The organism is Sphingomonas canaveralia, assembly GCF_047238125.1.
GTDB lineage: Bacteria > Pseudomonadota > Alphaproteobacteria > Sphingomonadales > Sphingomonadaceae > JBDFMH01.
Window position 1 is genome coordinate 611,808 of the sequence record NZ_JBDFMH010000001.1, and the last position, 12,754, is coordinate 624,561.

14 protein-coding genes are annotated in these 12,754 nt (G+C 63.0%); 3 read left to right on the plus strand and 11 right to left on the minus strand.

What is annotated here, in order from left to right; translation table 11 throughout:
- Nucleotides 1-12 precede the first annotated feature (12 nt).
- From ABC347_RS03010 to ABC347_RS03030, 5 genes are all read right to left on the minus strand, one after another.
- Nucleotides 13-378, minus strand: coding sequence for a hypothetical protein (locus ABC347_RS03010; RefSeq protein WP_459565461.1), 366 nt, complete (start codon nt 376-378; stop codon nt 13-15).
- Nucleotides 353-1,276 carry a LysR family transcriptional regulator gene (locus tag ABC347_RS03015; protein ID WP_066961345.1) on the minus strand — a complete coding sequence of 308 codons (924 nt, stop codon included), beginning with the start codon at nt 1,274-1,276 and terminating at the stop codon, nt 353-355. The genes ABC347_RS03010 and ABC347_RS03015 overlap by 26 nt, the downstream gene beginning before the upstream one ends.
- Nucleotides 1,277-1,374: 98 nt before the next feature.
- A complete protein-coding gene (locus ABC347_RS03020) occupies nt 1,375-1,716 on the minus strand; it encodes a Rap1a/Tai family immunity protein (protein ID WP_376785211.1) in 342 nt (113 codons plus the stop codon).
- A gap of 72 nt (nt 1,717-1,788) precedes the next feature.
- Complete coding sequence (locus tag ABC347_RS03025) at nt 1,789-2,136, minus strand: hypothetical protein (RefSeq protein WP_066961352.1); 348 nt, start codon at nt 2,134-2,136, stop codon at nt 1,789-1,791.
- A 73-nt stretch (nt 2,137-2,209) separates the two neighbouring features.
- A complete protein-coding gene (locus tag ABC347_RS03030; protein ID WP_066961355.1) occupies nt 2,210-3,091 on the minus strand; it encodes a DUF1259 domain-containing protein in 882 nt (293 codons plus the stop codon).
- 262 nt (nt 3,092-3,353) lie between these two features.
- Between ABC347_RS03030 and ABC347_RS03035 the strand changes: the two genes are divergently transcribed.
- Both ABC347_RS03035 and ABC347_RS03040 read left to right on the plus strand, forming a co-directional pair.
- The gene (locus ABC347_RS03035) at nt 3,354-4,022 is read left to right on the plus strand and encodes a response regulator transcription factor (protein WP_066961358.1); all 669 of its coding nucleotides are present in this window, start codon (nt 3,354-3,356) and stop codon (nt 4,020-4,022) included.
- Nucleotides 4,015-5,394, plus strand: coding sequence for a sensor histidine kinase (locus ABC347_RS03040; protein WP_413244273.1), 1,380 nt, complete (start codon nt 4,015-4,017; stop codon nt 5,392-5,394). The genes ABC347_RS03035 and ABC347_RS03040 overlap by 8 nt, the downstream gene beginning before the upstream one ends.
- A 67-nt stretch (nt 5,395-5,461) precedes the next feature.
- Here the strand turns inward: ABC347_RS03040 and ABC347_RS03045 are convergent, their stop codons facing one another.
- The 4 genes from ABC347_RS03045 to ABC347_RS03060 all read right to left on the minus strand — a co-directional run bounded on the left by ABC347_RS03045 (nt 5,462) and on the right by ABC347_RS03060 (nt 9,584).
- Complete coding sequence (locus ABC347_RS03045; RefSeq protein WP_096367793.1) at nt 5,462-6,577, minus strand: Cj0069 family protein; 1,116 nt, start codon at nt 6,575-6,577, stop codon at nt 5,462-5,464.
- Between the two features lie 14 nt (nt 6,578-6,591).
- Nucleotides 6,592-7,263: a superoxide dismutase gene (locus tag ABC347_RS03050; protein WP_176489053.1), complete on the minus strand. Its 672-nt coding sequence runs from the start codon at nt 7,261-7,263 to the stop codon at nt 6,592-6,594.
- A 120-nt stretch (nt 7,264-7,383) separates the two neighbouring features.
- Nucleotides 7,384-8,628 (minus strand): chromate efflux transporter, encoded by a 1,245-nt coding sequence (chrA, locus tag ABC347_RS03055; protein ID WP_066961365.1) that lies wholly within the window; start codon nt 8,626-8,628, stop codon nt 7,384-7,386.
- Between the two features lie 26 nt (nt 8,629-8,654).
- Nucleotides 8,655-9,584, minus strand: a complete 930-nt coding sequence (locus ABC347_RS03060) for a chromate resistance protein ChrB domain-containing protein (protein WP_255250174.1) — start codon at nt 9,582-9,584, stop codon at nt 8,655-8,657.
- Nucleotides 9,585-10,531: 947 nt separating this feature from the next.
- Here ABC347_RS03060 and ABC347_RS03065 point away from each other — a divergent pair.
- A complete protein-coding gene (locus ABC347_RS03065) occupies nt 10,532-11,467 on the plus strand; it encodes a serine hydrolase domain-containing protein (protein ID WP_413244274.1) in 936 nt (311 codons plus the stop codon).
- Between the two features lie 76 nt (nt 11,468-11,543).
- On the opposite strand, the gene ABC347_RS03070 is transcribed toward ABC347_RS03065, so the two are convergent.
- Both ABC347_RS03070 and ABC347_RS03075 read right to left on the minus strand, forming a co-directional pair.
- Nucleotides 11,544-12,119 (minus strand): class I SAM-dependent methyltransferase, encoded by a 576-nt coding sequence (locus tag ABC347_RS03070; RefSeq protein ID WP_413244275.1) that lies wholly within the window; start codon nt 12,117-12,119, stop codon nt 11,544-11,546.
- Nucleotides 12,116-12,724 (minus strand): PIG-L deacetylase family protein, encoded by a 609-nt coding sequence (locus ABC347_RS03075; protein WP_413244276.1) that lies wholly within the window; start codon nt 12,722-12,724, stop codon nt 12,116-12,118. The genes ABC347_RS03070 and ABC347_RS03075 overlap by 4 nt, the downstream gene beginning before the upstream one ends.
- Nucleotides 12,725-12,754: the final 30 nt, after the last annotated feature.

The window sequence follows — 12,754 nt, forward strand, 5'->3', positions numbered from 1 at the left end:
GGTTCCCGGCTTTCAGTTGCCGGTGAAACGCTTGAAGCGATCCCGGCTATCGACCTCGATAACTGCCTGCTCAGCGTTGGCGCATTCATCACCGCGCACCGACCCGTCACGACACCCTGTTACGATCTGCCGAGCCTCGTCGAGATTGGCCGCGAAATACTGAGTGCCGCGCGCTGCGGTCGGCTGAGGCACGGCGGCAGCCGGACTGACGGCGACCGCTGTTTGACGAAGGGGGGCGAGGACCGGCCGCAAGAAAAAACCGCCTGTGAAGCCGATGACTAAAGTAACAAGAACGATGATTATGGTCCTGCCTTGTGACATCGAAACTAACTCCACTAACTGGATGTCTAGTTTACCGAAATCTTGGCGAGAAATCAAAAGACAGAGCATAGCGGGTCTTGATGAATCCAAGAAAGCGCCGCAACGCTGGATTGCGATTGTCGTCTCGCCAGCAACCCGAGTATCCTGTCAGTGCCGGTCCTTGTTCGCCATGAATCGGCCGATAGACGACACTAGGATAGATCGCTCCGGTCGATCCCTCGCAGACAATGGTGACGCCCGAATTGGCGCCGAGGATGCTCAGCACGGTCTCACGGCTCGCCCGCGACATCCGGATGTCAGGCTTACCGCCGGAGATCGGAAGTCTGCCAAGCAGCATGTCGCGAATTTCCGGGCCGGGATCGGCCGCAGGCAGAAGGAAGTGCTCGCCCCGAAGATCCGTCCAGTGAATGATGTCACGTTGAGCCAACGGATGTGAGGCGGGCAACGCGGCTAGCATCCGCTCGCTCCATAGCGGCTCGCAGCGAAACCCGTTGTGGCTGGGCGTCCCCATCAGGATCGCTATGTCGATTTCGCCCGTGTCGAGCCCAGCGAGCAGAAGGCTGCGATCCGCCTCGACGCATTCCAGTTCGACGTCAGGATGCGCTTCGCGCCAGCTAATGAGGGTCGCTCGGAGATTGCCGGCGGAGACCGAACTATTATACCCGAGCAGTAAACCGCCAGCGCGGCCCTGGCCGGCTGCAAGCATCATGGTGACTAGCTTATCTGCCGTTGCCACCATTGGTCGCGCGCCACGAATAAACGCGGCTCCGGCGAGCGTCGTTTTGACCCCAGCCCGCGACCGCTCGAAGATAGACATTCCTATCGAGCGCTCCAATTTCGAGATGGAGCGACTGAGGGTCGATTGTTCAATATCAAGTGCCCGGGCGGCTCTGTAAAAACTACCATGATCCGCCGCGGCGATAGCATAACGAAGCTGGCGGATTTCAAAGGGCAAGCGGAACTCCTTACTCCGTTCAGTGATATCAGATACCTGCCAGAAACAACCCTATCTGAGCGCCGCTGCGGAGCGATTGGGAATGACGCAACTTCCTCCTATCGTCGCGGCGAGCAAGGCCAAGCTTCAGCCAATGCTTGTTCGGCGCCAGCGACCATGTGAACGTCCATGAAGTAGGCATTGTCTTCTGCCCAGCGCAGATAGGCTGAACGCAATCTATTCCGATCGTAACGCGGCGCCCCACACTCGCTACCCCGCGCCACTATCATCATGTCCAGCACGCCTTGAAGGTACGCGCCGCACGCTGGGTTGTTGGCGCGGCAACTTGCAACAAGTTCAGAGCCGTTCGTATCAGTCGGTTGTTCCTGCGCATAACTAGAAGCAGCGAGTACGACGGATGATAGACACGCTCCGATGCTATAACCGATAGTCCTAAACATACTTGATCCTCGGATGTTGTTATCAAGGAATGGGCCTTACCCTCACTCAGGCCCATTCAGGCGAGTGAGAGTTCAGTCGCCATCCTCATCGCTGTCGTTTTCATTCCCGAGGATTTGGCCTGTCGGCGTTACGAACAGCTCCACGTTCTTGCCAGCTTGGTCCTTGCCTTCGATCTCGTAGAGCGTGCTGCCGTCCGCCTTTCTGGTCACCAGCTCGGCTTCGCGGACGGACGCGAGTCGTGTGCGTGCGGCGTTCATCGCGGCCGCCGGCACCTGGTCGAGCGCGACTTCTTCCTCGCTATGCTCGCCGATAATGCGGTTTTCGTTCGCCTCATGGTTCTGCTGCGCTGCGAGCGCCACGCCTGCCACCGCCAAAACAGCAGCGCTGGCTCCGATGACGAGAGTTCGTTTGCTAGCCATGTTCCGTTCCACTTCCTTCGGGGCCGGGGGATGAACGGGCGGCGGTCGCGGCCCGACTGGCCGTCGTCCGATCTTAATTTTGTCGATTGTTCATTGTGTCGAGTGCCGAGCGGAGACCGCGTGCGAGCTTTGCCGCGTCGTCATTGGCCCAAAAGTGCAGGAAGAACAGGCGCGGCTCGTCGTTCAACATATGATTGTGAAGTGCGGTGACTTCGATCCCGTTCGCTCGAAGCGCTCGAAGGACGGGGTCTACTTCGCTCGCGATGAGGACGAAATCGCCCGTGATCGCCGCCTTGCCGCCGCCGGTAGGCTGAAAATTGATTGCGGTCGCGGTTCCCATTGATTGAGGCGTCACCATGCCGCCATCCATGAGCCGCTCCGCACGGGGAATACTGTATTGCAGAACGCCGCCATTGACCCTGCCTTCGGCTCCCATCAGCTCGTCCAGAGCATCGGAGTTGAGATCGAGGCGGGAGGGTGCTCCCGCGCCAGGAGACGGTGGAGACATTGGGGTGCGGCTTGCGGCAATGGCTTGGCGCAGCGCCGCCGCTAGCCTTACCGGATCGCCATGCGCAGCTATGTGCATGTACATGGTGCCGGGCGCGGACCGCAGCAGGTGATTGTGGAGCGCGGTGATGGTGAATCCGCCTTGTAAAAGGCGGGTCATCACGGGGTTCACTTCCTCGTGCGTGAGCACAAGATCGCCCATTACCATCACGTCGTCACCTATCGGCTGAAACGCGGCCCAGGAGCCGAGCGCCAGCGAAGGCTCTATCGAGACGCCATCCAGGACAACGCGCAGGTCGGAGCGAGGAAATCCGTAGCGACGAACTCCGTCGGCCTGCTCGACGCCGACGCGCCCCAGCGCGGCGTCAACCTTCGTCCAGTCCGGAGCCGCCCAAGCAGGCGCGGCTAGCAGCAGCGTAGCCAACCCCGATAACAACACCGTTCGCATAGTTTTGCTTCAGCTCCTGATGCATAATGACATGATGGTCGATGCTTCTTCGGGCACGCCAAGGCTGCGAGACTCATGCATCGGCGCGGACCGCAAGGCACCTTGTAGATTCACAAGGTCCGCTGGCGGCATTTTGCACTAGAACGCGCAAACATACCCTTGTGCGAAAGCGGCCGGCGGCAAACGACATTGGAGCGCGCTGTCGATGCTCCTCGCACAAGGCTATGGTTCTCCAACAACGCAGAGGAGATGCCTCCGCACTATGCGCCTGCTACTGATCGAGGATGACGAGGATACGGGGAGCGCTGTCGTTGAAGCGCTGCGTGCTCGTGGTCATGCCGTGGATTGGGAGGAGGATGGGAAAAGCGGACTTGATCGCGCCGCGAGCGGCGCCCACGCGTTGCTGATCGTTGACCGAATGCTGCCAGAGATGGATGGGCTATCGGTCGTCACCGAGCTGCGCCGTCGGCAAGTCGTAGCACCCGTGCTGATGCTTACGGCGCTAGGCTCAGTGGGCCAACGAGTCGAAGGTCTTGAAGGTGGAGCCGACGACTATCTTGTCAAACCGTTCGCAATCGCCGAACTCGTCGCGCGCGTTGAAGCGCTGCAGCGCCGCGCAGCCGGCCCGCCCAGCATCCTCTCGCTGGGCGACTTGACGCTCGACCGCCTCGCTCGGACGGTGCGGAGAGGCGACACGCCGATCGAACTAATACCGCGCGAGTTCCAGCTTCTCGAACTACTGATGCTGAACTCGCCGGCCGTGCTCACGCGGTTGATGCTGCTGGAGACCGTGTGGAAGTTCCGTTTCGATCCTGGCAGGAACCTCGTCGAAAGCCATATCAGTCGGCTGCGGGCCAAGATCGATCGCGGTGACGATCCCCCCCTGATCCATACCGTGCGTGGGGAAGGCTATGCCGCTTGGAGTGATTAGCCGGCTGTTGCGCTCGACGGTGTCGCGTCTTGTTGCCCTCAACGCGCTGCTGCTCGTCATCAGCATGGTCGCCGGCGCGCTCGGCGGCTGGATCGCAACGCGTGGGGTCGTTGAACGCGAGGCTCGAAACCGCATCGAGCTGGAGTCGCATGTCATCGCCGTCGAGGCGGACCGGGGAGGGCTTGATCGCGCACTTGCCATGATCCGGACGAAGGCCGAACGGCCGGGTTCGCCTGAGTATTATCTCATTGGTCCAGAGGGACGCACGTTGATCGGCGACCTTCAGGTGGTGCCGCGAGAGACCGGTTGGCATTTCGCCGATCAGCCTTCGCCGCGACCTGGCATCGAGGGCGTTCATTTACTGGCGCTGACGCAACGCCTTCCCGATGGCTCCCTTCTAATCGTCGGGGAGGACATGGAGCGAAGCGAAGCGATCCGCGACGCTGTTTTCGGGGCCACTCTGATCGCCGGCGGAATCGCGTTGGTCTTTGGCATCGTCGCAGGCCTCTTTGCCACGCGGCAGACGCTCCGCCAGATGAAGCGGATCAACGTCACTGTCCGCGCGGTCGAGGGCGGAGATCTCTCTGCGCGGACTGGAGCTCCAGTTCACGCGCGCACCGATCTTGATCAGCTCGCGTTGGCGATCGATCGAATGCTCGACCAAATCGACACGCTCGTCGCCACGATCCGCCGCGTGTCGGCGGAGGTCGCTCATGACCTGCGCACGCCGCTGACACGCGTGAGGCACGCGGTCGAAACGGCGCTCGCGCAGCCCGATGGCGAGAAACGGACCGCGGCGCTGGGACGGGCGATGGCGGGGCTGGACGAGGCACTCCGTCTGTTCAGCGCGGTGCTGGAGTTGGCGGAAATCGATGCCGGTAATGCTCGCGCGCGATTTGAGCCGATCGATCTGGCGGAGATCGTGGACCGGGTGGTGGATGCCTACCGTGCGGAGATTGAGGCTTCCGGCCGCCACATCTCGGTCCGCTCGGTTCGCACGGCGGTCGCCGGTGACGCCGACTTGCTGGCGCGCGCGCTCGCCAACCTGATCGAGAACGCGCTCAAATACTCCCGTGAGCACGCTCGGATCGATGTTTCGGTCACCGAGCACGCGGGCACGGTGACGATGGCGGTCGCGGACGACGGTCCTGGCGTAACCGATGGCGAGGTCGAGGAGATGTTGCGCCCGTTCGGGCGCTTGGACCGAGCGCGGCGTAAATCCGGCAACGGTCTCGGCCTCGCGATTGCCGACGCCGTGGCTCGGCTGCACCGCGGAACACTGACGTTTGCACGGCTCCAGCCGGGCCTGGCCGTCGAAATCAGACTACCGCGGGAATTGGCGGAGACGGCCGCCTTGAATGCGCATCGCTGACTAAGCGCGACCGAAAACGCTCCGCTAGTCCAGAGACCGACTAGCGTGTCCCGGAACGCGCGAACGCTTATGCCGGCGAAGCGGCGGTTCCTCGGCCGGCGACACGGCGCTCCCGCGCGGCAACCGCGCGCCGATACGCGGCCTCGGCTACCGGCCGCACGGCGCTGGGCGGAAACGGCGCTACCGAGCTGACGTTGATCTCGCACAAGACATAGCTGTCCGAGCCGCGATCATGCTTTGGCCCGTAGAGGAAGTCAGCATCCCAGAGCAGCGGGAGCTCGTCACGCTCGACGGCGAGGATGTGCTGCAAACCAGGTATCCACGACTGTTCCATACTGTCTCTGAGCGACTGAAAAGCGCCCGCATCGGCGGGGTGCATGACCCGTGGATTTGGCTGCGCCTCCGGCGAGTCGACCCCTTCGGGGGGTGGCGGCAACAGCGCGCGGATCAGTTGATGCCCGAAACCGACGACCTTGTCCGCGCTGACATAGCAGCGAATCATGCCCTCTCCGAGCCGCGGCTGGAAGGGTTGGTCGATGAGGCATTCGCCCCGCTCGAAATAGGGTGCGAACCGATCGATCAGGGCATCGAGGGGCATCTCAAGCGGAACGCTGCCCCGCGCGGCGTGAAGGACCGAAACGTTGGGTTGGGCGCCGCGCCCCCGGTCAACAACTTCGACCCGCCACACGCCCCGGCCGCCATTGCTCCGGTTTTCCTTGAGCACACGCGCCCCGGAAGCGAGGCGTTCAGGGAGCAGCGCGCGCAGTTCCTCTAGATCGGCGTAGCGGTGGGTGTCCGTGCCCCAGCCTAGCGCGCGCGTGGAATGAAGCACGTTTTTCACGCCCATCTTCGCGATGACATCGGGATGCGCACTGATCGAGACGCCCGCCCCCGCCGCCTCGTGCAAAATCGGATCGAGCCTTGAGCGGTCACCGGCGTCGCTGATCGGGTCGGCCCAGACCATCACGCCGTCGCAAGTCAGCAGACGGTCGCGCGCTGTACCAGCCGTCTCGTCGGCATATCCAATCGCCTCGACCTCGCCGCCCAGCTCACGCAGGGCTGCCATGATCGGCCACTGGCGCGCGCTGTGCGCGTCCGCGGGGCTGGTGGGGACGTCGGTTCGCCACAGCAGGCCGATCTTGGGGCAAGTGGTCAAGGCTGACTTCGCTCGCTTCCCGTTCATCGCCGCTTTCCAACTCAGGCGCTGGCGGCGGCGATCGCATGCGCATAGCGGCGGTCGACTGCTTCCCAGTCGAGGTTCTTGAACCAGGCATCGATATATCTGGCTGCCTGGGTGCCATAGTCCATGTGGAAGCTGTGCTCGTACATATCGAGGACGAGCACCGGCACGCCAGCCGCCGCGCCGTGCATATGGTCCCAAGCCCAGTGATTGTTGAGCGAGCGGGTGTGGAGGTTGTAACCCAGGATCGTCCAGCCCGACCCTCCCGCCAGGCTCATGCCAGTGCGCCGGAACTCGGCCTCCCAGTTCGCGAATGAGCCGAAGGCGGCGTCGATCGCGTCGCGGACCGAACCGGCCGCCTGACCGTCGCCGCCCAACCCGTCGAAGTAGATTTCATGCAGCACCACCGAGCCGGTACGGTGCAGTTCCTCGCGCTTGAGGCCGCCGTAGATGGCAGGCGGCGCTTCGGTATCGGCGAGCGCGGCGGCCAGCCGTGGCCGCAATGCGTTCAGCGTCCTGACCGAGCCGGCATAGTTGTTCTCGTGATGCGACGTGATCAATCGCTCGGACAGGCCCTCGAGCTTGGCCGGATTGAACTTGAGCGGCTTGATCTGATGGTTGCCGGCAAAGGCGGGGACAGTCGGCGGCGCGGCGGCCGGCGTCTGGGCGGAGGCTTCGTTGATCGTCATGGCGGCGGCTCCTATGCCTAGGGTTGCGATTGCACTGCGTCGGGAGAGATTGTCGATCGCCACGTTCGGTCCTTTCCAATATGATTGATTAGGCTGCGTAAGAGTGATGGTGCGTCGCGATCATCCGAACAGGACAAGGCCCGTCCCCGCCGCGGCGAGAACAACCCACAGGATCGTCGTTTTGGCCTTGAACACATAAAGGAGCGCGAGGGCGACGGCGAAGATTGCGAGCGGGATCACCACGCCGGGCACGTTCACGAGAGTCTTTTGCCCTAGTTCCAGCGTCGTGGCGGCGATCAGCCCGACGACCGCTGCGGATATTCCCTCTAGGAAGGTCTTGATCTTTTCGCTGTCTACCAACCGTTCAAGCTGGTCATGAAAGAACAGAGAAAAGCTGAATGCCGGCAGAAAGATGCCGATCGTCATGACGATCGCTCCGAGTGGGCCGCCGCCGAAATATCCGATGAACGTCGAGAAGATGATCAGGGGCGCCGGCAGAATTCCCGATAAGGCGAGCCCGTCGAGGAACTGCGCATCCGTCATCCATCCATTGCCGACCGCATCTGCACGCAGGAACGGGATGACTGTGTAGGCCCCGCCAAAGGTGAGGAGCCCGGCCTTGAGGCCCGAGATGAAAAGCTCCAGCAGCGACGGCTTTTGGTTTGCGATGGCTTGCGCCGAGACCGCATCCCCACCGACCGTACTGCCGAAAGTGACCCAGGCGAAGTAGAGGCCGACCCCGACGAGCACGGCCATGAGCAGGCCGGCCATCACCCGCTGATGGCGCGCCGCGAACATATAGACGAGGCCCGCGATCGGCAGGGTGAGCCAGAACGGAGTGCCGACGAGGGCCGCCAGGCCGGCGACGCCCGCGATACCCCAAAGCCAGCGGTCGAGCAGGATGTGACCGCCAATCCGGTGCACGGCGCGCACGATCAGGGCGATGACGGCGGGTTGAACTCCGAGAAATGCCGCGGTCGCGGCGGCAGTCTGCATGATCCCGGTGGAGAGATACAGCCACGACAGCGCGAACATTAGGACGAAGCCCGGCATCATGAATCCCAGACCCGCAAGAAGGCCGCCGAGCTTTCCCTTGGGAAGCGTGCCGAAGAAGACGCACAGCTCGTGCGCCTCCGGACCAGGGAGCACCTGATAGACGGCGAGGATGCGGTTGAACCTGGCGCTGGAGACCCAGTGTTCCTCATCGACCAGCTCACGGCGGATCATCGCGATCTGGGCGATCGGGCCACCCCAGGCCAGGAAGCCGAACCGCAGGAACTTCGCGAAAATCTGCGCATAAGAAAGGTCGGGCAATGTGCCTCCGTTCTCAGGAGCCAATGCCCCATCCGCCACGTTTGTGCTCATTCGCTACGTTCCTCAGATCATGATCGTCATCCCTCGACCGATGGTCGAACGCGCTGCGCTGACTGCCGATCGAGTGGACTGCCCAGAGTGAAATGCGTGTAGAAGCCGTCCAGCGCGTCGCTTGCGTTGGCGATGCGCTTGAGATCGTCATCTGTGGACGCGCATACGCCTGCAAGCATGGCACCAAGGCCTGCCGTCTCGGAGCGCCCGAACTTGCCGTCCGCTATGTCCAGGTCATGGATAATCTCGCCGATCGCGACGAGTGCGGGATCATCTTCGAGCCTAGCTCGCCTCACGATCGTCTCGAAGCTGCACCGGTCTTGTTCGTGGGTGAACTCGGCATCGGCCATGTCGAAGCGCAGCTCGCCCGCATCGGGCGTGTAGCTCCTGCCATCGACGAACTTGAAGCTGGCGTGGGGGTCGACGAATCGTCGGATCAGCCAAGCGCAGGCGATGCGATCGACATGGACGCCGCGCCGCGTCACCCAGACGCGATTCTTGAGGTCGGCGGGCGGAAACGCAGCCGCTTCGCCCGTGCGGCCGACATCGGGATGGGCATAGCGCTTTTCGTCCAACTCCCGCAGCGCCGCCTCCGCACCTTGACGGCCGTGAGCGCCAAAGAAGTCTAGCCGGACAATCTCGGAAAGCCGTCTCTGGAGTTTCGCAATCTCGGCCCCCGACGTCGGCCCGGTGTCGAGCAGCCTGTGTGCGGCCAGGGCCACCTCGTCATAGTCGGCGTCACGCGCAGCGTCGAAAAGCCCTCGTAGCTCCGCGTCGCTTTGGCCTTCGATCATCTGCGCGTTGATCAGCACCGCCTCGCCGCCGCTGTTCGTGATCTCTCCCAGCAGGTCGCGGAATGCGGCTTCGTTTTGCTCGCGACGGGGGAGCACATGAACCGCGTTTTTGAGCGGCACCGCGCCAATCGCTTGTAAGCGACGCCAAATCTTCACGCGCATGTAGGGTGGCTTCGCGGGTAGTTGGTGCAGCAGTGCTAACCAATGTTCCGGGTCGGGCGAGGATTCCATAGCACATGCGTATCATCAACAATATTAAAATGAAACACATATATCTCAGTTCCAAGCGGAGATAAGCCGCCGGCGCGCAATCGGTTCAAAAAATGGCAAGGCTGGCGGTTGGACGGCGCGCCCGTCTCGAAAGGGCAGTCGGTCAGGGACGGGTCCGCTGCGTGCGAGATCAATGAACCCGCTACGATGGTTCAACTTAGGAAGCGGGCTACTTCCCCCCGCTTTTCGTCCGTCAATACAACCATCCTGCAGGCTCGGCGGAGTAGTATTAGTGGCTGGCTATATCGGGGAAGGGCGGCACGTTGCGCAGATTGGCGCTTCTAGCGTAGCGTTAACGGCGATACGTATTCGTTACCTTTATCCTGCGCGGGGCGCCATTTTTCCTGTTTTTGTATTGTCGCGCGGTCCGCGATGGTGGTCGTCAGATTAGCCGGCATGACTGGCGTAGCCAGAAAAGGCTGGTGGATCATTTGATCCGACACCACGGAACATCGAGCGGTCAGCTCTCACGAGGCTAGACAGTGCTGAACCGGGTATCCCACCGCCTTGACCTGCAACCAGTTCGAACAGTCGAGCGATAACGCCCTACGCGTGCGATAGTTGATCGGGAGCGATATGGGGCGACGTTTCCTCGCTAGGGCTCGCATGGCACCGCGATCGAACCGGGTGCTCGGCATCAGACCTCCGGCGACTGGCGCCGCATGATGAGGAATAGGTCACTGGCTCGAGGCTTTATTGGCAATCGGCGGCGCGGCATGGTGTGCGGCGTCCTGCTCGCGTACCTCTCCGCATCGGGTTGCGACCGTCCTGCAGCGTCGTCCCCTGCCGCAGAGGAGCCAGCCCCTGCAGTTGTCACGCGCGGGTTGGACCCCGCGAGAATGCAGGCAGTCGTCACGACGGCGTCCCGATTGCCGCGGATTCGCTCGCTCCTCGTGCTGCGGGACGGGCAGACTTTGGCTGCGCGTGTGTTCAACGGTGGGCCGCCTCTAAACCGGCCTGTGAACATCAAATCTGCTTCGAAATCGGTGATTTCGGCGCTGATCGGGATTGCAATCCAGCGCGGCGCGATCCGCGGGGTGGACCAGCCCATCGTGTCGTTGTTGCGCCAGGACGCGCCGGCGGACCCCGATCCCCGCCTCGGGCGCGTCACGATCGGCAATCTGCTGTCGATGCAGGCCGGTCTGCAACGCACCTCAGGCGAGTATTACGGAGCGTGGGTATCGAGCTCCAACTGGGTCCGTTACGCTTTGTCGCGCCCGTTTGCCGCAGAGCCGGGGACCGAAATGCTCTATTCGACCGGTTCCACCCATCTCCTGTCGGCAGCACTGACCCGGGCGACGGGGCGCAGCACGCTTGCCAATGCTCGCGACTGGCTGGGACAACCGCTGGGGATTGCCATTCCGTCATGGCCGGCCGATCCGCAGGGCATCTATTTCGGGGGCAACGAGATGCGGCTGTCCCCCGAGGCTCTCGCGCGCTTCGGGGAGTTATACCGGCTGGACGGTATCATCGACGGCCGCCGGGTGCTGCCAGCAGGCTGGGTCGCGCAGAGCTGGACGCCGCGAACGACATCACCCTGGAGCGGCCAGCGTTACGGATACGGGTGGTTCCTGTCCGAAGCCGGGGGCCATCCCATCCGCTATGCCTGGGGATATGGTGGACAGATGGTCTATGTGATTCCGGACCTGGCTCTCACGGTCGTCATGACGTCGGATGCGGGGGGTGCCAGAGACGGGGACCATATCGACGCGCTTCACCGGTTGCTGACGGAAGGTATCATTCCAGCGGCAGCGGTCGGGCGTTCCGGCGGCTGATAGCAGGGGCTGCCGGCTCAGCCCTCGCTGCGCAGTGTGTCTGCAATCCGGACGTTGGCGGTGATCATGTCCGCCGTCAGAGACGAATGAATGTCTGTACACGCCATCGGCCGGTCCCGGCTTCGATAGCGCGTGCCCAGCATCCGTGGGAATCGCGGATGAAGCGCCTGTGGATGCCGTCGGCATGCTGGACGAAATCCGGATAATCGACGCGGTGATGCGCCATGATGAGCCGGCCGCCGGGCCGAAGCACCTGCGCGACAGCACAGGCAACCTTGGCCATGTCGCCGGGGGACAGATAATAGAGGACTTCCGCAATGATGACTGCATCATAGCGATGGCGCGGAAACCGGTCTGGCAATACCAGCCGGGTGACCCGGACCCGTGGGTCGCCGGGGACAGCGCGGCGGACTAGGTCAGTCCCGCTCTCGGTGCCCTCGGTGGCGTCGAGTCGAAGCGCGAAACGCGCCAGCGCCACGCTGTTCGAGCCATTGCCCGCGGCAAGTTCGAGCACGCGGCCAACGGGGCCATTGCCCAGCCCGCGCAGGATCGCACTCCGTTTGCGTGCTTCGTCGCGGCTGGTGAAGGTGCTCCACGGATCGGCGTCGTTGACGAACTTGCGATCGAAGCCTTGGAGATCGATGGGTTTCATCGCCGCGACCCACGGAAGAACTCGATCGGGCGTGCAAAGCGTGCGAGCTCTGACGGTGATATGGCGAAACCATCGGGATCATCGCGGATCAGGCCCATCTGGGTTCGATAATGGAGGATCGCACCTCGCTTTGCCGCGCCGATCGGACCCAGCGGCAGGAAATGCGTCGCGGCGCGCGAGCGGGTGAGACGGTTCGGCCACACCAGATAGTGGAGGGTTCGCCAGCGGCCGGGTCGCATCGCCGATGCAATCGCACGGTGATCGGGATGATCGTCGTCCGCCGCGGGCAAGACCAGCAGATCGGGCCTCGTGGCGCATGCCACGCGCGTCACGGCCCGCCGGACGTTCCGGGGCGAGGACGACAGGCTGCCGTCCGGTAATCCGAGGAAGCGCACATCGCCAGCATCCAAGCCGGCGCTGCGCATCGCTGCCAATGTTTCCCGTCGACGCTCCGCGATCAGGCGATCGCGAGGCCAGCGCAGGCTGCCGGCGTGGGAGCCGGCACCATCCGTTACCACTACGATGCTGACCCGCGACCGGCGCGATCGAAGCCGGCGGATCAGACCATAGGCGCCGATCGTCTCGTCATCAGGATGCGGCGCCACGACCAACGCATGGCGCACGCCTGAAATCGA